The organism is Mesorhizobium sp. P2_B5 (genome assembly GCF_056404775.1).
Map to the genome: position 1 here is coordinate 123584 of NZ_JBFUDJ010000011.1, position 21414 is coordinate 144997.

The following is a 21414-nucleotide window of genomic DNA, read 5'->3' on the forward strand; positions in this document are numbered from 1 at the left end:
CGCGTCTGGACTACTTCACCGAAACGCTCTGTCCGCCTTCGACCGCCAGCACCAGCCGGCGGTTGGTGATCCGCGCTAACTGCGCCAGACGGCCGGCCGGGCGCTCGCCGTAGAGGTCCGAGAGCGAAGCCGGCAGCACCAGCGCCAGCGTACCATTGCCGCGGTTTTCCCATTTCAGTCTCGGCATGACGCCGGGCATCGCCGCCGTCAGCAGATAGACGACGCGCAGCACCGCCGCCAGGATGCGGGCGCGCTCGAGATAGCGCGGCGTCGCCAGCCCACGAATTTCCGGCGCGGCATCGTTGAACACACCCTCATGGCGGAACAGGCTGACCAGCGCCAGGAAGGCACGGCCGGGATGGTCGACGCCGATGAAGGAGGCGTGGGCGATGATGTTGAGCGACTGCTTGCCGCGATATTCCGGGTGTGCGCGCCAGCCTATATCGGCCAGCAGACAGGCGGCGTGGCGGTAGCGCGCCTCATCCTCGGTCTCGTCGATGCCGAAGGCGGCAAAGGTCTTGCCCGTCCATTCGACAAGCTCATGCGCATGGGTGACGGAACGCGAGCGCAGCCGGGCCAGTTCCTCCGAGGCGGAGACCAGCGGATCGGCCTTCTGCTCGGCCTGGTCGAGCAGCGAATAAAGGAACCCTTCGCGCACGCCAAGCGCCGAGACGATGATCTTCGACGGCTGCATCGTCGCCATGATCTCCTGCAGCACGACCGCGCCATAGGGCAGCAGCGAGCGGCGATTCTTGGAGACGCCCTCGATACCGCGGACCTTCTCGATCTCGGGCCGCGCCACCTGCTTGAGGAAACTCAAAGCACTTTCGGTCGAGATCTCGTAGTGGTGCATGACGCCGAGCGGATAGTTGCTCATTTCCATGTGCAACCGGGCGAGGTTTCGCCAGGTGCCGCCGACGGTATAGAAGGGCCTGCCCTGCCCGCCCTTCAGAAGCTTGGCCCGCGCCAGTTGCTCGCGCGTGATCTTGGCCGCCTGGGCGAGCGAATTCTTCGCCATGTCCTGCAGCCGTAGGCCGCCCAGCGGCAGCGTGATGCCGTCGCCGATCGCCTCGCCATTGATGTCGATGAGCTCCAGGCTGCCGCCGCCAAGGTCGCCGGCAATGCCGTTGGCCGGGTGGAAGCCAGAGATGACGCCGAGCGCCGAATAATGCGCCTCCTGCCGGCCGGTCAGCACGCGGATCTCGGTCTTGAGCACATCCTCGGCGCGGTGGATGAAATCGGGGCCGTTGATCGCCTCGCGGGCAGCGGCGGTCGCCAGCACATACATGTGCTCGGCACCGGCCTGGTTGGACAGCGCGCGGAAGCGGCGAAACTCTTCCATCGAGCGGGTCACGCCTTCGGGATCGAGCTTGCCGGTCGACACAATGCCGCGACCGAGGCCGGCCAGCATCTTTTCGTTGAACAGCAGGGTCGGCGAGCGCGCCAGCCCTTCATAGATGACAAGGCGGATCGAGTTCGAGCCGATGTCGATGATGGACAGCGGTCGGCGATCCTGCAGCCGGCCCTGGGAAGTTGAAATCATCAGCCGGACGCTGCAGCGTTTTTCTTGCGGCGTTTGAACTGCGCGATGCGCTTGGGCGCATGCGACTTCAGCGCATCGCCCCGTCCGGACAGGCTAGGATTGGTCATGAAATATTCCTGCGCGTTGAACGGTTCCTCACCCTCCTCCAGCGCCACGCGCCGGGAGGTTCCGTCAGCCAATACGTCGAAACTTTGCTGGTTGTCCATGATGTTGCCCAGCATGATCTGGCCAAGTATCTGTTCATGCACAGTTGGATTGGTGATCGGCACCATGGTCTCGACGCGGCGGTCGAGATTGCGCGGCATCAGGTCGGCCGAGGAGATGTAGACGATCGCCTCGTCCGAGGGCAGGCCATGGCCGTTGCCGAAGCAGTAGATGCGGCTATGTTCGAGGAAGCGGCCGACGATCGACTTGACCCTGATGTTTTCCGACAGGCCCGGCACCTGCGGCCTAAGGCAGCAAATGCCGCGTACGACAAGATCGATCTCGACGCCGGCGCGGCTGGCGTCATAGAGCGCGTCGATGATGTTCGGATCGACCAGCGCGTTCATCTTCATCCAGATGCGCGCCGGCCGGCCGGCCAGCGCATGACCGATCTCGTCGGTGATGTGCTTCAGGATGCGGCTGCGCAGGGTAAACGGCGAGATGGCGATCCGCATCTCATCGGTCGGCTCGGCATAGCCGGTGATGAAGTTGAAGAGCTGCGCGACATCGCGCGCGATCGTCGGATCGGTGGTGAAGAAGGACAGGTCGGTGTAGATGCGCGCGGTGACCGGATGGTAGTTGCCGGTGCCCAGATGCACATAGTTGCGCAGCTTGCCGTCCTCGCGCCGCACCACCAGCGACATTTTCGCATGGGTCTTCAACTCGAGGAAGCCGAACACGACCTGGACGCCGGCGCGCTCGAGGTCGCGCGCCCAGCGGATGTTGGCTTCCTCGTCAAAGCGCGCCTTGAGCTCGACGAGAGCGGTCACCGACTTGCCGGCCTCGGCCGCATCGACCAGCGCACGCACGATCGGGCTGTCGTTGGAGGTGCGATAGAGTGTCTGCTTGATTGCCACCACTTCCGGGTCGGCCATCGCCTGGCGCAGGAACTGGACCACGACATCGAAGGATTCGTAGGGGTGGTGGACGACGATGTCCTTCTCGCGGATGGCCGCGAAACAATCGCCGCCATGTTCGCGGATTCGCTCGGGAAAGCGCGGATTGTAGGGCCTGAATTTGAGGTCGTCGCGCGGCACGGAGACGATCTCCGAAATCTGGCTGAGCGCCAGCGGGCCGGTCAGAACGCTGATGCGGCTCGAAGAGACGCCAAGCTCACCGGCAACGAACTCGCGCAATTCGCCGGGCATCGACTTGTCGAATTCGATGCGGATGACCGAACCGCGGCGGCGGCGCTTCAGCGCCGTCTCGAACAGGCGCACAAGATCCTCCGACTCCTCCTCGACCTCGATATCGCTGTCCCGGATGATGCGGAAGGTGCCGGAGCCCTTGACCTCGTATCCGGGGAACAGCTTGCCGATATAGAGACCGACCGCCTCCTCGAGCGGAATGAAGCGAACATGCTGCTTGCGGTCCGGCAGACGGATGAAGCGCTTCAGCGCCACCGGCAGGCGCAGAAGCGCACTCATCTCCTCGCCATTCTTGCGATGGCGCAATTGCAGCGCCATGGAGAAGCCGAGGTTGGGAATGAACGGAAACGGATGCGCCGGGTCGATCGACAGCGGGGTCAGCACCGGGAAGACCTGATCCTGGAAATGATCTTCCAGCCAGACCTTCTCATCCTTGGTCAGTGCATCGCGGGTGATGCTCTCAATACCTTCCTTGTTGAGCAGCAGCATCAGCGCCGACAGACTGTTCTGCTGGTCCTCCTGCAGCCGCTCGACCTCGCGCAAAAGCTGTTCGAGCTGCTGCTCGGGCGTGCGCCCGTCGGGGCTCTTGAGCGCGATGCCTTCGCGAACCTGGCCGGCAAGACCGGCGACGCGGACCATGAAGAATTCATCGAGATTGGCGGCCGAGATCGACAGGAAACGGACCCGTTCGAGTAGCGGGTGGTGTTCGTTCTGCGATTCCTCGAGAACGCGCCGGTTGAACTGCAGCCAGGAGAATTCACGGTTGACGAAACGGTCGGGATTGCCGCCCTCGGGGCTTGCCGCCTCGATATTGATGAATTCGTTCAGCACCGGCTTCAGTTCATTCATGGTTTCCTGCCCGCAACCGTTCCTTTTGAAGCGCCGCAAATGCCGAGATGGCCATGGACGCTCTACCATGTCTTTGTGACGCATGATCCGTCGCGGAATCGCTCGGCTTCCCGGTCATGCGCTTAACCGGCTCAACTTATCCTCTGCCAGCCTTTTGCGACAGTTTCATTTCATCGATCTTGCAAAGAGAGCTGTTATGATCCAGATGCAGACGAGACTGCGTTAAGGAGACGACGATGGCAGGCGGTTCCATTCCCCATTTCCAGAACGATGCCGGCCACCCGGCGATCGACATCGGTGTCAGGGAATTCATGTGCACCGGCGCGAATCCGCCCTTCGATCATCCGCATGTCTTCCTCGACATGGGCGACGACAATGAAAAGGTCTGCCCCTATTGCTCGACGCTCTATCGCTATTCGGCGAAGCTGAAGGCGACGGAAACCCAGCCGCCCGGTTGCCTCTATATCGACCAGGCCGCCTGAACCTTTCGCGACCAGCCCGATGCAGGACACACAGGCCCGGCAGGTCATAATCGCCGGGGCTGGCGTCGCCGGGTTGACGGCTGCCCTTGCCTTTGCCGAACGCGGATATGCGGTAAGGCTGTTCGAACAGGCGTCGCGCCTCGAGGCCGCCGGCGCCGGCATCCAGCTTTCGCCCAACGCAACACGCATACTTCGAAAGCTCGGCGTGCTTGAGCGCCTGCTGCCGGCGGCCTTGCGACCGGAAGCGGTGGTGCTCAAGGATGCCGGAACGCTGCGCAAACTGGCGCGGGTGCCACTTGGGCAAGCCGCCGAAGCGCGCTGGCAGGCGCCCTATCTCGTCGCCCACCGCGCTGATCTGCAGGCGGCGCTGCTGGCGCAAGTGGTTGAACGGCCGGGAATTGAGCTTGTCACGGGTGCACGCGTCAACAGCATCGCCGTCAATGCGTCAGATGTCGCCGTGACCGCCGAAGCGGATGGCCGCGCGATCGAGGCAAGCGGCCGGCTCCTGGTCGGCGCCGACGGCGTCTGGTCGTCGGTCCGGGCGCAACTCGCAGGCTTCGGCAAAAGCCGTTTTTCGGGTGAACTCGCCTGGCGGGCAACGGTCGCGGCTGAGAGCACCGCCGGAGAAGCCTTTACCGCGATCGGCGCCGCCGACTGTGTCACCACCTTCCTGCATCCCGGCTTCCACATGGTCGCCTATCCCGTCAGCAACGGCCGCGCCTTCAATCTCGCCGCCTTCACCAAGGGCGAGCGCATAGCCGAAGGCTGGTCGGGCCATGCCGACCCAGCTGTTCTCGACGGCGCCACGCGCGGCACAGCGCCGGGCCTGGTGAAGCTTGTGGCGCTGGCCGGTCCCTGGACGGCCTTTCCGATCCATACGGTCGTCCAGCAGCGGTGGACAAGCCCGCAAGGCATCGCCCTGATTGGCGACGCCGCGCATGCGATGACACCGTTTGCGGCGCAAGGCGCGGCCATGGCGATCGAGGATGCCGTGATGCTGGCTGACGTCATTGCCGATTTCCCTGCCGATCCGGCGAGGAGTCTTCAGATCTGGGAAAACCTGCGGCGGCCCCGGGTCGCCAAGGCAGCACGTCGCGGCGCCGTCAACCGGTTGGCTTGGCATGCCGCCGGCCCGGTGGCTGTCGCCCGCAATCTCTTCCTGTCCATGCGCTCGCCCGAAAAGCTAGCCGCCGATCTCGACTGGCTCTATGGCTGGGAGCCGCAGAAAATCATCCGGCGCTAGACGTCGCCGGGATGCCTACCGTTTTCAGCTAGTTGTAAAGCCGCATCGACAGGCGGAGCGAGGCAGGTAGCGGGTTCCACCAGCCGGTGCGCAGACCGGCGGTGCGCAGACCCGCCGCCGTCCAGGTGTTGCAGCCGACCAGCGCGTTGAAATGGCCGTTCGCCTCAAAGAAGCGGTCGAACCTCGAATACGCGGCATTCTCGATGACGATGGGGCCGTCCGGCCCTTGCTGGAAGCTCGCGTCGATGTAATCGAGCAACGCTGCAAAACGCGCCTCATCGATGTCGAAGCCGGTGACGGCGGGATGCGGTTCGGCGATGGCGCCGGCGATATCGACATGCATGACCGAGGCGTCCAGCGTCAGCGCCTTGAGCACAGGCACTGCTTTCAGCTCAGACCAGGTCGGCGTCTCCAGATAGAAGGCGCGGCCGCCCCAGCCGAAGACGATGTAGCGCACCTCAGGAGCATCCGCAGCGATGCCGGCATCGACCAGGAAATGGAAGCGTTGGCGTACGGCATCATCGACCGGAATGGCGATGTCGGTGTGGATCGGATTCTTCAGCACCAGAATGTGGCGCGTGCCCTCACCCGCCGCCGACGCCGGCCAGAGCGGGCGCGGCACCAAAGTGCCGAGCGTGGCGGCAAGCGCGACCGCGACAATCAGCATGGCCAGAAAACGCAGGGCTTTTCTCATGCGGCGGCGGCTTTGCGGTCTCCCGACGTCATCGTCCGGCCCCAGACAGCAAAAAGCCCGGCCGCATTGCGGCCGGGCTCTTCTGGTTTGGGATGAAAATGCTCAGTGCAGGATCTGCGACAGGAACAGCTTTGTGCGCTCGTGGCGCGGATGGTCAAAGAACTCGGCCGGCGTGTTCTGTTCGACGATCTGGCCCTGATCCATGAAGATCACCCGGTTGGCGACCTTGCGGGCAAAGCCCATTTCGTGGGTGACGCACAGCATGGTCATGCCTTCTTCGGCCAGACCCACCATCGTCTCCAGCACTTCCTTGATCATTTCAGGGTCGAGCGCCGAGGTCGGCTCGTCGAACAGCATGATGCGCGGGTTCATGCACAGCGAGCGGGCAATCGCCACGCGCTGCTGCTGACCGCCGGACAACTGGCCCGGATACTTGTTGGCCTGTTCCGGGATTTTCACGCGCTTGAGGAAGTGCATGGCGATTTCCTCGGCCTGCTTCTTCGGCGTCTTGCGCACCCAGATCGGCGCCAGCGTGCAGTTCTCCAGGATGGTCAGATGCGGGAACAGGTTGAAGTGCTGGAACACCATGCCGACCTCGCGGCGCACCTCGTCGATCTTCTTGAGATCGTTGGTCAGTTCCTTGCCGTCGACGATGATCTTGCCCTTCTGGTGTTCCTCCAGCCGGTTGATGCAGCGGATCATGGTCGACTTGCCGGAGCCCGAAGGACCGCAGATGACGATGCGCTCGCCGCGCATCACCTTCAGATTGATGTCCTTCAGCACATGGAACTCGCCATACCATTTGTGCATGCCGATGATGTCGATGGCGACATCGGTGGTCGAGATGTGCATCTTCTTGGCATCGACCTTGATCTCTTCGGCGCTGACGGCGTTTTCTATGACCATGGCAGGTTCCCCTTTTTGTTCTTAGCGTTTGTGGCCGGTGTCGAGCCGGCGTTCCGTGTACATCGAATAGCGCGACATGCCGAAGCAGAACAGCCAGAAGACGAAGGCTGCGAAGATGAGGCCAGATCTCGCGGTCTGCGGCGTCGCCCAATTGGCGTCCGCGAAGTTCTGCTTGACGACGCCAAGCAGGTCGAACATCGAGATGATGATCACCAGGCTGGTGTCCTTGAACATGCCTATGAAGGTGTTGACGATGCCGGGAATGACCAGCTTTAGCGCTTGCGGCAGTACGATCAGCGTCATCTTCTGCCAGTAGCCGAGGCCAAGTGAATCCGCGCCCTCGTACTGACCCTTGGGGATCGCCTGCAGACCACCGCGTATCACTTCGGCCATGTAGGCAGCGGCAAACAACGACACACCGATCAACGCCCTGAGGTATTTGTCGAAGGAAACGCCCGCAGGCAGGAACAGCGGCAGCATGACGCTGGCGAAGAATAGAACCGTGATCAGCGGGATGCCGCGAACGAACTCGATGAAGATCACGCACAGCGTCTTGACGATCGGCATCTTGGAGCGTCGGCCGAGCGCCAGCACGATCCCCATCGGCAGCGACACGGCAATACCGACAAAGGACAAGCTGAGCGTCACCAGCAACCCACCCCACAGCTGCGTCTCGACATGGGGCAGGCCAAACAAACCGCCAACCAGCAGCACGAAGGCGACGATCGGCAGCACCAGGAACAGAAGAATGGCGTTCAATCCCTTGCGCGGCACGCGTGGGATCAGCAGCGGCACCAGCAGCGCCACGAACAGGATGGCGACCAGGATCGGCCGCCAGCGTTCTTCGATCGGATAACGGCCAAGCATCAACTGACCGAACTTGGCGTTGACGAAGGCCCAGCAGGCGCCGGACCAGCCGTCCGGCTGGATGCCGCCTTGCGCTGCCGTGGCGCATACCGTGCGATCCGGCCCCACCCATTGGGCGTTGATGAAGGCCCAATTGATGATGGGCGGCACGATCATCACCACCAGCGCAATAGCCAGTACAGTTAGGATGACGTCGCCCACCGAACCGACCAGGTTCTTGCGAACCCAGGCCAAAGGCCCCCGCACGCCTGCCGGCGCCTGTTGCGCCAGTGCCATTTCGGTGCGTACCCAGGAGGTATCATGTTCCTGCATGGCCTTACCTCTCCACCAGCGCCATCCTGGCGTTGACCACATTCATGACTGCCGAGGTCACCAGGCTGATTATGAGGTAGACGACCATCATGATCAGCACGCCCTCGACCGCCTGGCCGGTCTGGTTCAGCACAGTGCCGGCGATTGCCGTCAGGTCCGGGTAGCCGATGGCAATGGCCAGCGACGAGTTCTTGGTCAGATTGAGATACTGACTGGTCAGCGGCGGGATGACGATGCGCATGGCCTGAGGAACGACGACAAGCCGCAGGATCGATCCCGGCCGCAGCCCAAGCGCGCCAGCCGCCTCGGTCTGGCCCTTGCTGACGCCGAGAATGCCGGCGCGCACGATCTCGGCAATGAAGGAAGCCGTGTAGAATGACAGCGCCAGATAGAGCGACAGGAACTCGGGTCCGATCTGGAAGCCGCCGGTCAGGTTGAAGGTCGATTGTTTGGGAAAATCGAAGCTCAGCGGAAAGCCGCTCAGCGCGTAGGCCAGCAATGGCAGGCCGACGATCAGCGCCAACGAAGTCCACAACACCGGAAATTGCTGGCCGGTCGCCATTTGCCGCTGGCGCGCCGTGCGGGCTACGAACCACGCCATGGCGATGCCGACAAGCAAAGCGACGAAGATCAGCCAGGACCCCTCGCCCCAGATAGCCCGTGGAAAATAGAAGCCGCGCTGGTTGAGGAAAGAGCCGAACGGCAAATTGAAACTGTCGCGAGGCGCCGGCAGCACCGCCAGCACGCCTGAATACCAGAAGAAGATCACCAGCAGCGGCGGGATATTGCGGAACACCTCAACATAAACGGTGCAGATCTTGCGAATCAGCCAGTTTCGCGACAAGCGGCCGATACCGACGACAAAGCCGATGATGGTCGCGGTGATGATGCCGGCACCGGCAACGATGAGGGTGTTGATCAGCCCGACAATAATGGCATCGCCATAGGTCGAGTCCGAAGTATAAGCGATGGGCCTGACTGGGATGTCGAACCCGGCACGGTTTTTCAGGAAGCTGAACCCGGAAGCGATATGCAGGCGCTGCAGATTCTCGATAACGTTGTGGACGATCCACCAGACGCCCGCCACCAGCAAGATGACAACCACCGCCTGGAAAAAAATCCCGCGGACTTTTGGATCGTTGATGAAGGAACCTCGGCTCGGCTCCTCGCGAAGAATTTCCTGCGACGCCATTGGACCATCCCTGGAAAGAGAAACCGGAAGGCAGACGATCTGCCTTCCGGATCACATTTCGATCAGCGGATCGGTGGCGCGTATTGCAGGCCGCCCTTGGTCCACAGCGCATTGATGCCGCGCGCGATCTTCAGCGGGCTGCCGGTGCCGACATTGCGCTCGAACATCTCGCCGTAATTGCCCACGGCCTTGACGATGTTGACGACCCAGTCATTGCTCACGCCGAGGTCGGTGCCGATCTTGGTTTCGGCCTCCTGACCGAGCACGCGCTTGATCTCCGGATTATCCGAGGTCTTCAGCTCCTCGACATTGGCCTGGGTGATGCCGAGTTCCTCGGCCTGCAACAGCGCGAAGTAGGTCCACTTGACGATGTGGTACCATTGGTCGTCACCCTGGCGCACGGCCGGACCGAGCGGCTCCTTGGAGATGATCTCGGGCAGCACGACATGATCGGCTGGCGCGCTCAGCGTCAGGCGGATGCCGTAGAGACCCGACTGGTCGGTGGTGTAGACGTCGCAGCGGCCGGCGTCATAGGCGGCATTGACCTCTTCCAGCTTTTCGAAGACGACCGGATTGTACTCCATCTTGTTCGCCTTGAAGTAGTCGGCGAGGTTGAGCTCGGTCGTGGTGCCGCTCTGCACGCAGACCGCCGCGCCCGAAAGCTGCAGCGCGGAATTGACGCCCGGCAGCTTCTTGGCGTTGATCATGAAGCCCTGGCCGTCATAGTAGGTGACGCCGATGAAGTTCAGGCCAAGCGCGGTATCGCGATTGATGGTCCAGGTGGTGTTGCGCGACAGGATATCGATCTCGCCCGACTGCAGCGCGGTGAAGCGCTCCTTGGCGCTAAGCGGGGTGAACTTGACCTTGGTGCCGTCGCCGAAGACGGCAGCCGCGACAGCGCGGCAGAAATCAGCATCGATGCCTTTCCAGTCGCCCTTGTCGTCAGGCGCCGAGAAACCGGCCAGACCAGTCGAGACACCGCACTGGATGAAGCCCTTCGCCTTGACGTCGTCGAGCGTGGTCGCCGACGCGGCCGAAGCCATCCATCCAAGCGCAGCGGCGCCGAGAATGCCAATTGCAATGTGTTTCATAACCCACAGACCCTTTTCTGTTTTTCAGGTAAACCCTGATCCTCAGGCAAATCCTGATCTTTTTCCCGCGTGAACCCGGCTCCCATCCGGCTCATTCCCGGAACCCCGCGTCGTAACCGACGCCCGGCTCCTCCCATTCACGAACTGCATCGAAGGCGATTATTCCTGTGAGGTCAAGGGAAATGACCGATTCACGACAGCTTTGAAAACCAATTGCCGCGAATGCCTGAAATGCGCACAAGAGCACCAGGAAATCGGCAACCCGTGCAAACAAATCAGTCAAAGAAGCAGCCGCACAAGTCTATAGCTCGCGACAGACTCCGCCGTCACTATAGCGATGCTTTGTTGGAGGGCGCGAACCGCGATGGATTGGCCCATGTAAACCCCACCGCTTGGCGGGTCCACGGCTGTTGCGCGGGCTTTGCCACCGCTTTATGGCTGATCTCCTTACATCCTTTGACAGGCGGCGAACCATGGCGACAGACGGCAGCGAACTGGGCATCAACACGCGGCTTGCCCATTCCGGCAACAACCCGCACGACTATTTCGGCTTCGTCAATCCGCCGGTCGTGCATGCCTCGACCGTGCTCTACCCCAATGCCGCGACGATGGCCGCGCGCAGCCAGAAATACACCTACGGCACGCGCGGTACGCCGACCACCGACGCGCTGGCGCATGCGATCGACGCTCTGGAAGGCTCGGCCGGCACGATAATCGTGCCGTCGGGCCTGGCGGCGGTGACTATTCCGCTGCTGGCTTTCCTGTCGGCGGGCGATCACGTTTTGATCGTCGATTCCGTCTATCATCCGACCCGCAATTTCGCCGACACGATGCTGAAGCGGCTGGGCGTCGAGGTCGAGTATTACGACCCGCATGCCGGGGCCGGCATCGCCAAGCTGATCAAGCCCAACACCAAGGTCGTGTTCACGGAATCGCCGGCCTCAAACACTTTCGAGGTGCAGGACGTCCCGGCCATCGTCAAGGCGGCGCATGCGGCCGGCGCCATCGTCATGATGGACAACACCTGGGCGACGCCGCTCTATTTCCGCCCGCTCGACCACGGCGTCGATATCTCGATCCATGCGGCGACGAAGTACCCGGCCGGACATTCCGACGTGCTGATAGGCACCGCGTCGGCCAATGCCGACTGCTGGAAACAGCTGTGCGAGACGTTCTACACAATGGGCTGCTGCGCCGGCCCCGACGACGTCTACCAAGTGCTGCGCGGCCTGCGCACGATGGGCGTGCGGCTGGATCACCATCAAAAGAGCGCGCTCGCCATTGCCGCCTGGCTCGAAGGGCAGCCCGGCGTGGCACGCGTGCTGCACCCGGCGCTGCCCAGCCATCCCGATCACGCGCTGTGGAAGCGCGATTTCTCCGGCTCGAGCGGCATCTTTTCCATTGTGCTCAAGGGCGGTGGCCAGAAACAGCAGCATGCCTTCCTCGATGCGCTGAGGATCTTCGGCCTCGGCTATTCCTGGGGCGGCTATGAAAGCCTTGCCGTGCCGGTCTTCCTCGGCGACCGCATCGTCGCCAAGGGTCCCTATGACGGCCCGCTCATCCGCCTGCAGATCGGGCTCGAGGATGTCGAGGACCTCAAGGCCGACATCCTGCGCGGACTGGCCGCTGCCGCGGCAGTATGAACCAACCTACCAAGCCGAATCCGCAAACCGGCACAAAGGCCTGAAAAGACTGGCTGGGAAGCATTGTGAGACGCCCGATGTCGCAAAGCCGCTCATTGCTCGGCCGTGCGCAATGTTATTTCCCCAGTATGCGGTTTTTCGGATTGGATCGACTTTCAAAGCGGGCAGTCAGCCCGCATTGCAAGGCGCTTCGAGCCGCAACTTCCAGCCAGACTGAGCTTGCCGTGGCCTTTCGTCTCTTCGTCCCCATTCTCGCCGGTGCGACGCTGCGTGAGCGCCTCATCGCCTGTATCGGCGCAATGGTCGGCATTGCGCTGACCGGGGCGATCGGCGCGCTGGTGCTCGGCAACGGCCCGCATGTGCCGCTGCTTGTGGCGCCGATGGGCGCGTCGGCGGTGCTGCTGTTTGCGGTGCCTGCGAGCCCGCTGGCGCAGCCATGGTCGATCATCGGCGGCAACACCATATCCGCGCTGATCGGCGTGATCGTTGCGCATTTCGTGCACGAGCCGGCTCTCGTCACGGGCATGGCCGTGGCGCTGGCGATCGCCGCCATGTCGTTCACGCGCTGTCTGCATCCGCCGGGCGGAGCCGCCGCGTTGACCGCTGTCCTTGGCGGACCGGCGGTGACCAGCGCCAGCTTCCTGTTTCCCTTCGTGCCGGTGGCGCTGAATTCCATCATTCTGGTCGCACTCGGCTATGCTTTCCACAGGCTGTCGCGACGCAGCTACCCGCACCGGCCCGCCTCTGCCGCCAACAGCCATGGAACGGCAGATCCGCCGGCCGTGCAGCGCGTCGGCTTCCGGCCCGAGGATATCGATGACGCGCTTTGTGCTTTGGACGAGACTTTCGATATCGATCGCAGCGATCTCGAATTGCTGCTGCGCCAGGTCGAACTGCAGGCCATGGTTCGCTCGCACCGGACGTTGCTGTGCGCCGACATTATGTCCCGCGACGTGGTGTCGGTGCCTGAGCACGCCTCGCCCGATCAGGCGCGACAGCAACTCCTCGACCACAACGTCCGCACCTTGCCGGTGGTCGACGCGGAGGCAAGGCTGGTCGGCGCCGTCGGCCTGCGCGAGCTGACACGGGCTACCGAAACAGTGAAAGGCGTGATGTCGAACGCCGGCACCGCCTCCCCCGACACACCGGCAATGAGCCTGCTTCCCGTGCTCACCGACGGGCGCAGCCATGCAGTGGTGATCATTGACAGCGAGCGCCGCATCCTCGGCCTGATCACGCAGACCGACCTCTTGGCGGCAGCCGCCCGGATACAGACGACGCCTCTGGTGACGGCCTAGCGCTGGCGAGATCGCCGAACCGGCTGCCACCGCGTCAGTCCCGTTTCGTGCCGTCGTTATCCCGACTTCGATCGCGGTATGGATGGCTGCGGATCGCCATCCTGCCCGGCGCGGTCGAGCCGTTGCGAGGCGCGCCTTGCCTCGTCCGGCCGCGTGATATGGCCCCATGAGCCATCGTAGGCGGGCCTGCGCCGTTCGATCCAGGCGTCGAGGCCTTCGCGCAGGTCGGCGGTCGGGGCCATGCGGGCGAACTGCTCGGCCTCGACCAGCAACCCCTCCGCTATGCTGTGGTTGAGGCCGCGCGCCACTGCGGTGAGGATCGCAGCAATTGCCGCCGGGGAGTGCGTGACGATGCGCCGGGCGAGATCGAGCGCGGCCGGCATCAGCTCCTCGTGCGGCACCACCTGGTTGACGAGGCCCAGCTCAAGGGCGCGCGGCGGCGGGAACCAATCGCCGGTCAACAGCAGCTCGAGCGCTCGCTTGCGCCCGACCAGTCTCGGAAGCCGCTGCGTGCCGCCGAAAGCAGGTGGCATTGCGAGGTTGATCTCAGGCTTGGCGAACAAGGCGCGGTCGCTGGCGATGGCGAGCGGCACGGCTTCGGTGATCTCGCAGCCGCCGCCGAAGGCGATGCCGTTGACGGCGGCGATGACCGGCTTGCGGAAGGCCTCCAGCCGCGCGGTCAAACGCTGGCCGCGCATGACGAAATCGCGCAGCGCGTCGTCGGCGCCGTTGGCCACGCTGCCTGAGAATTCATGGATGTCGCCGCCGGCGGAGAAGGCGCGCTCCCCTGCCCCGGTGAGTATGATGGCACGGATATCATCGTCGGTCTCGGCCGCATCGAGGACCGCAAGCAAACGATCGATCAGCGCATAATTCAAGGCGTTGAGCTTTTCGGGGCGATTGAGTGTGAGGATGGCGATCCCATTGCGGGCCTCGGCGAGCACAAGCTCGGTCATGTCTGTTCCCTTCCCGTCGTTTGTCGACCGAAGTGGATCGGGTTTTCGATTGCATGTATATTCACTAGTCGGTATACATAGCGTCATGCCTGAAGCTGAAAGTCCGACCCGCAAACGCATTGTCGATGCCGCGACGAAGCTCTTCTATGCGGAAGGGATCGGCCGCGTCAGCGTCGATGCCATCGCCGAAAAAGCGGGGCTGACCAAACGGACGCTCTACTATCATTTCAAGAGCAAGGACGATCTGATCGCCGCCTATCTCGATGGCCGCGACCAGCCCAATCTGAAGCAGATGGCCGGCTGGTTCGAGGCCGCGGAAGGCGGTGCCGACCGCAAGGTCGAAGCGATCTTCGCCAATCTGGCGCGGGTGGCACGCCATCCCAAGTGGAAAGGATGCGGATTCCTGCGCACGGCCGCGGAGCTTGCCTCGATGCCCGGACACCCAGCGGTCAAGGCGGGGTCGCGACACAAGGCAAATTTCGAAAAATGGCTGGCGGCGGAACTGTCGGCCCACAGCGTCGCAGCGCCGCATATGCTGGCGCGCGAGATCATGCTGCTGATGGACGGCGCCTTCTCCAGCATGCTGATCCACCACAACCCCGACTATATCAAGGCGGCGGGACATGCCGCTGCAACGCTGGTTCGGGCACGGTTGGTGTCAGCGACCATTTCCTAGAAACCAGCCGCCAGCCAGGCCGTGCCGGCAGCGAGGGTCAGCAGCGTCAGCGGCAGGCCGACCTTGAAGAAGGCTGAGAAGGACAGCTGTTTCCCGGCGGCCCGCGCCTGTTCGGCGACGATCAAATTGGCGACCGACCCGAGCAAGGTGAAGTTGCCGGCCAGCGTCGAGCTCATCGCAACCACCAGCCATGCACGCTCGGGGTTTTCAAGCCTGGGTATGAACGGCCTCAACGCCAGCACCGCCGGAACATTGCTCATGATGTTGGAAAGCACAGCGGTGAAGCCGGAGAGCCGCCAAACATCGTCCAGCCCCAGGCCTTTGGCCTGGGCGATGATATCCGGCGTCAGCAGTGTTTTTTCGGCGCCAGCGACGACGATGAACAGGCCGGCGAACATGAACAGCAGCGGGCCGTCGATCTCGCGATAGATGCGACCCGGCTTGATGGCGCGGGTCAGCAGCACGATGGCGCCGCCGATGAGCGCGGCCTTGGCCACCGGAACGCCGGCGAAAAAGGCGACAAGCCAGGCCAATGCAGACGACCACCGCCTTCAGCACCTGTCCGGGCAGCATGCGGCCGCGATAGACTTCCGGGCTGAGTTCGGCACTGCGCGCGAATTCGGCCCGGTAGACGATGCGCACGATGACGATGACGGCGACAAGGCCGAACAAGGCAACCGGCGCAAGCGCGGCCGAAAAGGCCGGATAGGAAATTCCCGACAGCGCGCCGATGACCATGTTCTGCGGGTTGCCGGTGATGGTGGCGACGCTGCCGCAGTTGGATGCGGTGGCGGTGGCGATCAGATAGGGGATGGGATTGCGGTTGATGACGCGGGTGACGTGGACGACGATCGGCGCCATCACCAGGCAGATCGCGTCATTGACCAGGAAGGCCGACAGCACGCCGGTCAGCAGCGTCACCATCACCAGGAGCATGAAAGGCGCGTGCGCGTGCTCGATGGCGTAGGCGCCGAGCGCCCGGAAGGCGCCCGAGACCTTCAGATGCGCCACCACGATCATCATGCCGAGCAGCAGCGTGATGGTGTCGAAATTGATGGCGCGATAGGCGTCCTCCATGCTGAGCGCGCCGATGGCGATCATCGCCGCGCCGCCAAGCAGCGCGATCCCTGCCCGGTCGAGACGGAGTCCCGGGATGCGGCCGATGGCGACGCCTGCATATGTCAGGATGAGGATCAGCAATGCCGCTGCGCCCATCAATGTCATTGGCAAATCATCCTGTTCAAATAAACCGACGCCGGAACGGATCCTTCCCGCTCACGTCCTCAGCCATGCAGCTTTTAGCGTCGCCCCTGAAAAGCGAAAGCGTCCATGGAGATCCGAGTGTGAAAATTGGCGGGCAAATCGTGGTGCGGAGAGCAAACGGAGCGAGCCATCATGTAGCGGGTCCCCGCACCTGACAGGCCATAGCGAAACTCCCCCGTCGCCTCGCTCGTGACTTATATGGTTAAATTCTAATTCAGGCTTTTCGGATATAGATGGCGTAGCCGTATTTCGGCCTGGGGGTTTCCAGATGGGCCAGAGTCTTGAGAGAGAGTGCCGCGCTTCGGAGAGGGAAAACCTGCTGACCCGCCCGATGGAATGTCCGCTCTGCCGCGGCGCCCGCAAGATCTTTGTCTGCGCAAGATGGATGAGTTCGAACGGTCATTGCTGCCCCGGGGGAACCCACCGGCTCAGCTGCCCGGGCCACAGCGTCGTATGCCGGGAGTGCGGTGACGGGGAATTTTGAGCGGAACGGTCAACCCCCAGGGACACCCAGATATTCCCGTTCAAAAGTCCCGGAAACGCAAAAAAGCCCGCCCCGGCAAAACCGGAGCGGGCTTGCAACCATGATAGCGGCAGGTTCAGATGAAGCGACTGGTTGTTAGTCGCCAGCTTGTTCGCCCGACGATCCGTCCCCATTCGCACTGCGTAGAATTCCAAAGTCCTGCGACTTCGCTCCTTGCCCGGCTGTCAGGAATCCGTCCGCGTCGAGACCGCGCCGCAGCAATTCCCGCACCGCGGCCGAACGGCTTGGCATACGCTTTTCAAAGCGCCAATTTTCCAAGGCAGACAATTCTTCAGCCGTCAGCATGATCTGCAGTCGCTCGGGTCGTTCCAACTCGGCCATACGCGCCTCCAACCGCTTGGACCAGAAATACCATGAGTTAGTATGTGTCTCATTAACAGTACAGTTAGGGGTCCCCGCATAGTGCGTCAAGAGCGACCGATAGGCAGGTCACACACAAGACGTGCTATGATAATGAGGCGTCGATTGCGCAACCAACGCTCTATACTAACTAATTGATTTGTATGGTGATTTTCAAGATTTTCCTTGTCATTTGAAAATACCAGACGCATCTTGTTTCGTGAGGGACAGCTCACTCCTGGAAAGGAGGCTTCCATGCGTTACGGATATTCGGCCCAATTAAGAGAGGACCTCAATTCACGGGTTCTTGCCGCCCTAGGCTCCCATGGAATGGTCAATATCGCCGTGGTTGCCGAAGAAGTGCGATTGCGCAATCTTGACGAGAACCTCGCTCTCGAAGACGTCGAGTTGCTTGTGATGCAGGTGGCCCAACTCTACGGCGCAGCGATGGAACTCGATGGCCTGGCCGCCGTCGAGGCGGCGCGATTTACATCGCTTCCCGACATTCGGCGCGAACTGTCTGGCATCGACAGTCTTGGATAGCCGCCGCCTGCCCTGTTACAGGGACAAGGCTTGGCCGCCGACGCGACCCACGCATCTTTGTCAATCGATTACGATATCGGCGAGAGAGGCTTGAACGGAGCGTAGCGGCGCTTCGAGCGTCCAGACAAAACCTTGTTCCCTGAACTCCATCAGTCCGGTGCCGCCGAGCGCCTGTGGTGCAACCCGCTTGAGGACGACAGATCCAAAACCGGGGTGCGTGGTCCCCCCCAGGCTCGGCCCGTCAAGCTCACGCCATATCAGGCGAAAGATATCGGTGCCGTTGGCTCCCGGTGTCGCACTCCATTCGATTTCGACACGTCCGCCGTGGCGCGACAGCGCTCCGTGCTTTGCCGAGTTGGTGGCCAGCTCATGGAAGGCGATGCCCAGATACTGGACGGCATTTGGTTGAAGTGTGATCGCCGGTCCTGCCACCGACAGACGATCGGGCTCCGCGAACGCTTTGAGCTGTGCCTGGATCAGGTCGCCGACCGTGGCGCCCCGCCATTCGGCGTCGACCAGGAGATCATGGGATTGCGAAAGCGCCGTGATGCGCTCTCGCACCTGTTCAAGGAAAGCTGCCGGCGTGCTCGCCGATTTGCTGGTTTCGCGGATCATCGAAATGATCACCGAGTATTGGTTCTTCACGCGATGGTTGACTTCGCGCATAAGCAGACGGATGCGTCCCTCGCTCTCCTTGTGGGAACTGATGTCGCGCGCGATCTTGGAAGCGCCGATGATCCGCCCGTTTCCATCGCGGATCGGCGAGATGGTCAGCGATACCGGGACGAGGCTGCCGCTCTTGCGCATGCGCATGGTTTCATATGATGGCACGCGCTCGCCGGCGCGTATGCGGGAGATGATCGAGGCCTCCTCGCCGAGGCGATCGAACGGAATGAGCATCGTTACCGGCTGGCCGATCGCCTCGGCCGGGGTATAGCCGAACAGATGTTCGGCGGCATCGTTCCAACTGGTGATGATGCCATTGATGTCCTTCGAAACGATCGCATCCATGGACGACTCGACAATTGCGGCAAGTCGCATGCGGGCCTCGTCGGCCTGCGTCTGCGTGCGCAGATCGAGCAAGGTGTTGATGGCGCCGACAATATTGCCCGATTCGTCGCGAAGCAGGCGCGGGTGGGCTCTGAACGGAATGAGTTCGCCGTCCGGTCGCTCGGCAATCGCCTGATCCCACGGGATATCGCGTCCTTCAAGCATGGAGATTGCCATTGGGCACTCGCCATGCGCCATCGGCCGGCCATCGAGATGTCGCAGCTTCCAGGAGCCGCACCAAAGGTCTCTGCCTATTACCGGACGGTGCCCCCACAAATCAGCCGCGGCCTCGTTGAAGAATGTGATACGGCCTTGTCTGTCGATCGTGTAGACGGCAACGGGCAACGCCTCCATCAAATGGGCAGAGGAGACTCCTGGAATTCCAGGCTCCAGCTGTTGGACGACATCAGCATATTCCCCTGCCACGAATTCCCCTGCACGCTCGATTTTTGCAGCTTGCTGCCACAGCTGAAATGCACGCGCGAGGTTTCGGTTCCCGTCGCACCCTTGGAGCGACCGTCGTTCTCCTGCGGAAGGGCGATTGCCTACGCGGGCGGCGTCGATTTCGGGGCTCGCGCAAAATGCCGACCACCAAGCGCAACCGAGGTCAACTTTGTCGGAACCTTCGTCAACCCGAGCGGTTCCCCCCCTAGGTCGCAATGCGACGAGTTTCGAAAAATGGAGAAACACCATGTTTATGAAAATCCTTGCAGCTTCAGCCCTTGCCGTCGGTCTGGCGACCTCGGCGATGGCGCAGAGCGCTGACGGCGGTGGCAGCGGCAAATCGGTTGTGGTCACGCCCGATCCGGCCGATCCCAACGGCGTTGATCCGAGCGCAACCTACAGCACCAACGGCATGGACGGCGCGCTAAACTCGAATGCCGATGAAAACTGTGCCGCCAGCCCGCAGGGCGCACAGCCTGACGCCAGCACCAAGTCGCCTGGAACTGTGTCGCCAACGGTGAACGACAATCATTGCGGCAAGTAAGTCGCAATCGGCATCCAGCTTCATAGGCCGCGGAACGGAATTCGCGGCCTTGCTGTTAACCGGTCAGTTCGCACCGACAGGAACCAATCAACGGCCAGAGCGTTTGCCGCTGCGTACTTTTTTCATTTTCAGACCTGGCCAAACGGAGTGAGGGACATGGCTTCATCGGTACTTATCGGCATTCTGATCACCTTTCTGGTGATCATCCTGGTGCTCTATCTCGTTCAGCGCCTGCCTCTCGACGGCCGCACGAGACAGATCGCGCAGATCGTTGTCATCATCATCGGCATCATTTCGTTGCTGAAATATCTGGCGGTATTCTAGAATAAGGACCGCTATGAGATTCCAAAGGCTCGTATGGATCGTCGGAACAGCGTTGTTTGTCGCAACAACCACGGCCTACGCTCGACCGGACACGCGAACGATGACCTGCGAGGAGACACAGCGCCTGATCCAGAGCCATCACTCGGCCGTGCTGACGACAGGCCGCAACACTTACGATCGCTACGTTCGTCAATTTGGCAACGACTGCGACTGGCCGGAGGTGCCGGTTGCCGCCTCCGTTCCAACACGTGATGGACAATGCCGCGTCTATTGGTGCCGGGAGCCGGTGTTCGACTTCCCGAACTGACGGAGCCAACTGCGCGCGCCAGCAACTGCGCGCGCCAGCAAATGCACTGCGCGAGGCAACGCGGAACCCTTGCGCTCCGCGTGAATTGATTCTGCGCATGGCGCTGCGAGGTATAGCGGTGTGATGCCCAACAAGACGGAGGAGCGGTCATGCCCAATGATACAAGGCGAAGCGGCAGCTGCCTTTGCGGCGGCATCCAGTTTTCGGTGACGGGAGATCCCTTTCGGATTGGCCTTTGCCATTGCAAGGACTGCCGCAAGGCCAGTGGGTCGACTTTTTCGGCGTTCGCGGTGTGGCCGCTCGAGGCGTTTGAAACGACGGGTATCGTCTGCAGCTATGGCGACAGAAGCTTTTGTCCAACCTGCGGCGGCCGGGTCCCGCTGGTTCGTGAGAACGAGGTGGAGGTGACAATTGGCAGCCTCGATGAGGTCCCCACCGAAGCACTGGAGCCCAGCTATGAGCTCTGGGTCAACCGCCGCGAACACTGGTTGCAACCATTGCCCGGCGCCCAGCAGTTCGAGCATGACCGGGTGGAAGACGGGTCGACAAATGATGGCCTGACAGCTGAACCGGTTGCTGAAGGCGCTGAAACGCCGTTAAGCCATTTGTCGCGACGCAAATCTGCGTAGTGTACCCACCGCAGAGCCTTAGCCAGTCGAAGCGCAAAAAAGGCCCGCCTTGGCGTCGAGCCAAAGGCGGGCGGTCGATTGTCGGGCTAGTGCTGCGGTTACCGTGAACCATTGTTGCCCATGTCTGGCTCGACGCTCGCTGTCTTTTTGTAACGGCAATCGATTTACCGGGGCAGCGGGTCAGTTGGAATTCGTCTTGCGGTTGCAGAGCGGCGCTGGTTTATTTAAAAACGAGAGCTTAAGACCACGTAATATCGTTACGCCAACTATGCTGTCCAAGTATGTTTTAGCGTGACATGAAGAAATCTTGCCAGCTCGGACAA

General features: G+C 62.1%; 20 protein-coding genes and 1 pseudogene. 10 read left to right on the forward strand and 11 right to left on the reverse strand.

Going from position 1 to position 21414, the window contains the following annotated elements; genetic code table 11:
* Positions 1-10 precede the first annotated feature (10 nt).
* Both ppx and AC1D1N_RS26820 read right to left on the reverse strand, forming a co-directional pair.
* Entirely contained in the window at positions 11-1543 is a 1533-nt protein-coding gene (gene ppx, locus AC1D1N_RS26815) for an exopolyphosphatase (protein ID WP_477352076.1), read from the reverse strand.
* Positions 1543-3744: an RNA degradosome polyphosphate kinase gene (locus AC1D1N_RS26820; RefSeq protein ID WP_477344700.1), complete on the reverse strand. Its 2202-nt coding sequence runs from the start codon at positions 3742-3744 to the stop codon at positions 1543-1545. The genes ppx and AC1D1N_RS26820 overlap by 1 nt, the downstream gene beginning before the upstream one ends.
* Positions 3745-3980: 236 nt before the next feature.
* On the opposite strand from AC1D1N_RS26820, the gene AC1D1N_RS26825 reads away from it, so the two are divergent.
* Both AC1D1N_RS26825 and AC1D1N_RS26830 read left to right on the forward strand, forming a co-directional pair.
* Positions 3981-4226 carry a zinc-finger domain-containing protein gene (locus AC1D1N_RS26825; RefSeq protein WP_436259442.1) on the forward strand — a complete coding sequence of 82 codons (246 nt, stop codon included), beginning with the start codon at positions 3981-3983 and terminating at the stop codon, positions 4224-4226.
* Positions 4227-4245: 19 nt separating this feature from the next.
* On the forward strand, positions 4246-5469 hold the full coding sequence (locus tag AC1D1N_RS26830) for an FAD-dependent monooxygenase (RefSeq protein WP_477352078.1): 1224 nt from the start codon (positions 4246-4248) through the stop codon (positions 5467-5469).
* A 28-nt stretch (positions 5470-5497) separates the two neighbouring features.
* Here the strand turns inward: AC1D1N_RS26830 and AC1D1N_RS26835 are convergent, their stop codons facing one another.
* The 5 genes from AC1D1N_RS26835 to AC1D1N_RS26855 all read right to left on the reverse strand — a co-directional run bounded on the left by AC1D1N_RS26835 (position 5498) and on the right by AC1D1N_RS26855 (position 10531).
* Positions 5498-6163: a TIGR02117 family protein gene (locus AC1D1N_RS26835; RefSeq protein WP_477352080.1), complete on the reverse strand. Its 666-nt coding sequence runs from the start codon at positions 6161-6163 to the stop codon at positions 5498-5500.
* Positions 6164-6265: 102 nt separating this feature from the next.
* Positions 6266-7069 carry an amino acid ABC transporter ATP-binding protein gene (locus AC1D1N_RS26840; protein ID WP_023671483.1) on the reverse strand — a complete coding sequence of 268 codons (804 nt, stop codon included), beginning with the start codon at positions 7067-7069 and terminating at the stop codon, positions 6266-6268.
* A gap of 21 nt (positions 7070-7090) precedes the next feature.
* Positions 7091-8248 carry an amino acid ABC transporter permease gene (locus tag AC1D1N_RS26845; protein ID WP_436259439.1) on the reverse strand — a complete coding sequence of 386 codons (1158 nt, stop codon included), beginning with the start codon at positions 8246-8248 and terminating at the stop codon, positions 7091-7093.
* 4 nt (positions 8249-8252) lie between these two features.
* Complete coding sequence (locus AC1D1N_RS26850) at positions 8253-9440, reverse strand: amino acid ABC transporter permease (RefSeq protein ID WP_436259438.1); 1188 nt, start codon at positions 9438-9440, stop codon at positions 8253-8255.
* A gap of 62 nt (positions 9441-9502) precedes the next feature.
* The gene (locus AC1D1N_RS26855; protein WP_352590233.1) at positions 9503-10531 is read right to left on the reverse strand and encodes an amino acid ABC transporter substrate-binding protein; all 1029 of its coding nucleotides are present in this window, start codon (positions 10529-10531) and stop codon (positions 9503-9505) included.
* Positions 10532-11004: 473 nt separating this feature from the next.
* Between AC1D1N_RS26855 and AC1D1N_RS26860 the strand changes: the two genes are divergently transcribed.
* Together AC1D1N_RS26860 and AC1D1N_RS26865 are read left to right on the forward strand one after the other, a co-directional pair.
* Entirely contained in the window at positions 11005-12174 is a 1170-nt protein-coding gene (locus tag AC1D1N_RS26860; RefSeq protein ID WP_477352083.1) for a cystathionine beta-lyase, read from the forward strand.
* 224 nt (positions 12175-12398) lie between these two features.
* Positions 12399-13472, forward strand: coding sequence for an HPP family protein (locus tag AC1D1N_RS26865; RefSeq protein WP_477352085.1), 1074 nt, complete (start codon positions 12399-12401; stop codon positions 13470-13472).
* Positions 13473-13528: 56 nt separating this feature from the next.
* On the opposite strand, the gene AC1D1N_RS26870 is transcribed toward AC1D1N_RS26865, so the two are convergent.
* Positions 13529-14428: a crotonase/enoyl-CoA hydratase family protein gene (locus AC1D1N_RS26870; RefSeq protein WP_477352087.1), complete on the reverse strand. Its 900-nt coding sequence runs from the start codon at positions 14426-14428 to the stop codon at positions 13529-13531.
* A gap of 85 nt (positions 14429-14513) precedes the next feature.
* Between AC1D1N_RS26870 and AC1D1N_RS26875 the strand changes: the two genes are divergently transcribed.
* On the forward strand, positions 14514-15104 hold the full coding sequence (locus AC1D1N_RS26875; RefSeq protein ID WP_352559536.1) for a TetR/AcrR family transcriptional regulator: 591 nt from the start codon (positions 14514-14516) through the stop codon (positions 15102-15104).
* On the opposite strand, the pseudogene AC1D1N_RS26880 reads toward AC1D1N_RS26875, so the two are convergent.
* Together AC1D1N_RS26880 and AC1D1N_RS26885 are read right to left on the reverse strand one after the other, a co-directional pair.
* A pseudogene (locus AC1D1N_RS26880) lies at positions 15101-16328 on the reverse strand (anion transporter). The gene AC1D1N_RS26875 and the pseudogene AC1D1N_RS26880 sit on opposite strands and share 4 nt — an antisense overlap.
* A 658-nt stretch (positions 16329-16986) precedes the next feature.
* Positions 16987-17232 carry a hypothetical protein gene (locus AC1D1N_RS26885; protein ID WP_112562378.1) on the reverse strand — a complete coding sequence of 82 codons (246 nt, stop codon included), beginning with the start codon at positions 17230-17232 and terminating at the stop codon, positions 16987-16989.
* Positions 17233-17505: 273 nt separating this feature from the next.
* On the opposite strand from AC1D1N_RS26885, the gene AC1D1N_RS26890 reads away from it, so the two are divergent.
* On the forward strand, positions 17506-17793 hold the full coding sequence (locus tag AC1D1N_RS26890; RefSeq protein WP_477352089.1) for a hypothetical protein: 288 nt from the start codon (positions 17506-17508) through the stop codon (positions 17791-17793).
* 60 nt (positions 17794-17853) lie between these two features.
* On the opposite strand, the gene AC1D1N_RS26895 is transcribed toward AC1D1N_RS26890, so the two are convergent.
* A complete protein-coding gene (locus AC1D1N_RS26895) occupies positions 17854-19536 on the reverse strand; it encodes a sensor histidine kinase (protein ID WP_477352091.1) in 1683 nt (560 codons plus the stop codon).
* On the opposite strand from AC1D1N_RS26895, the gene AC1D1N_RS26900 reads away from it, so the two are divergent.
* The 4 genes from AC1D1N_RS26900 (at position 19535) to AC1D1N_RS26915 (ending at position 21091) form a co-directional block, all read left to right on the forward strand.
* On the forward strand, positions 19535-19831 hold the full coding sequence (locus tag AC1D1N_RS26900; protein ID WP_477352093.1) for a hypothetical protein: 297 nt from the start codon (positions 19535-19537) through the stop codon (positions 19829-19831). The genes AC1D1N_RS26895 and AC1D1N_RS26900 overlap by 2 nt on opposite strands.
* A gap of 156 nt (positions 19832-19987) precedes the next feature.
* Complete coding sequence (locus AC1D1N_RS26905) at positions 19988-20155, forward strand: Thivi_2564 family membrane protein (protein WP_023694668.1); 168 nt, start codon at positions 19988-19990, stop codon at positions 20153-20155.
* 100 nt (positions 20156-20255) lie between these two features.
* Positions 20256-20462, forward strand: a complete 207-nt coding sequence (locus AC1D1N_RS26910) for a hypothetical protein (RefSeq protein ID WP_436259431.1) — start codon at positions 20256-20258, stop codon at positions 20460-20462.
* A gap of 149 nt (positions 20463-20611) precedes the next feature.
* Positions 20612-21091, forward strand: coding sequence for a GFA family protein (locus AC1D1N_RS26915; RefSeq protein WP_477352096.1), 480 nt, complete (start codon positions 20612-20614; stop codon positions 21089-21091).
* The last annotated feature ends 323 nt before the right edge of the window (positions 21092-21414 follow it).

Excerpts from the sequence above, each read along its gene's own strand:
- ppx (WP_477352076.1), bottom strand. The coding sequence starts at position 1,543 with ATGATTTCAACTTCCCAGGGCCGGCTGCAGGATCGCCGACCGCTGTCC.
- AC1D1N_RS26820 (WP_477344700.1), bottom strand. The coding sequence starts at position 3,744 with ATGAATGAACTGAAGCCGGTGCTGAACGAATTCATCAATATCGAGGCG.
- AC1D1N_RS26825 (WP_436259442.1), top strand. The coding sequence starts at position 3,981 with ATGGCAGGCGGTTCCATTCCCCATTTCCAGAACGATGCCGGCCACCCG.
- AC1D1N_RS26830 (WP_477352078.1), top strand. The coding sequence starts at position 4,246 with ATGCAGGACACACAGGCCCGGCAGGTCATAATCGCCGGGGCTGGCGTC.
- AC1D1N_RS26835 (WP_477352080.1), bottom strand. The coding sequence starts at position 6,163 with ATGAGAAAAGCCCTGCGTTTTCTGGCCATGCTGATTGTCGCGGTCGCG.
- AC1D1N_RS26840 (WP_023671483.1), bottom strand. The coding sequence starts at position 7,069 with ATGGTCATAGAAAACGCCGTCAGCGCCGAAGAGATCAAGGTCGATGCC.
- AC1D1N_RS26845 (WP_436259439.1), bottom strand. The coding sequence starts at position 8,248 with ATGCAGGAACATGATACCTCCTGGGTACGCACCGAAATGGCACTGGCG.
- AC1D1N_RS26850 (WP_436259438.1), bottom strand. The coding sequence starts at position 9,440 with ATGGCGTCGCAGGAAATTCTTCGCGAGGAGCCGAGCCGAGGTTCCTTC.
- AC1D1N_RS26855 (WP_352590233.1), bottom strand. The coding sequence starts at position 10,531 with ATGAAACACATTGCAATTGGCATTCTCGGCGCCGCTGCGCTTGGATGG.
- AC1D1N_RS26860 (WP_477352083.1), top strand. The coding sequence starts at position 11,005 with ATGGCGACAGACGGCAGCGAACTGGGCATCAACACGCGGCTTGCCCAT.
- AC1D1N_RS26870 (WP_477352087.1), bottom strand. The coding sequence starts at position 14,428 with ATGACCGAGCTTGTGCTCGCCGAGGCCCGCAATGGGATCGCCATCCTC.
- AC1D1N_RS26875 (WP_352559536.1), top strand. The coding sequence starts at position 14,514 with ATGCCTGAAGCTGAAAGTCCGACCCGCAAACGCATTGTCGATGCCGCG.
- AC1D1N_RS26885 (WP_112562378.1), bottom strand. The coding sequence starts at position 17,232 with ATGGCCGAGTTGGAACGACCCGAGCGACTGCAGATCATGCTGACGGCT.
- AC1D1N_RS26890 (WP_477352089.1), top strand. The coding sequence starts at position 17,506 with ATGCGTTACGGATATTCGGCCCAATTAAGAGAGGACCTCAATTCACGG.
- AC1D1N_RS26900 (WP_477352093.1), top strand. The coding sequence starts at position 19,535 with ATGTTTATGAAAATCCTTGCAGCTTCAGCCCTTGCCGTCGGTCTGGCG.
- AC1D1N_RS26895 (WP_477352091.1), bottom strand. The coding sequence starts at position 19,536 with ATGGTGTTTCTCCATTTTTCGAAACTCGTCGCATTGCGACCTAGGGGG.
- AC1D1N_RS26905 (WP_023694668.1), top strand. The coding sequence starts at position 19,988 with ATGGCTTCATCGGTACTTATCGGCATTCTGATCACCTTTCTGGTGATC.
- AC1D1N_RS26910 (WP_436259431.1), top strand. The coding sequence starts at position 20,256 with ATGACCTGCGAGGAGACACAGCGCCTGATCCAGAGCCATCACTCGGCC.
- AC1D1N_RS26915 (WP_477352096.1), top strand. The coding sequence starts at position 20,612 with ATGCCCAATGATACAAGGCGAAGCGGCAGCTGCCTTTGCGGCGGCATC.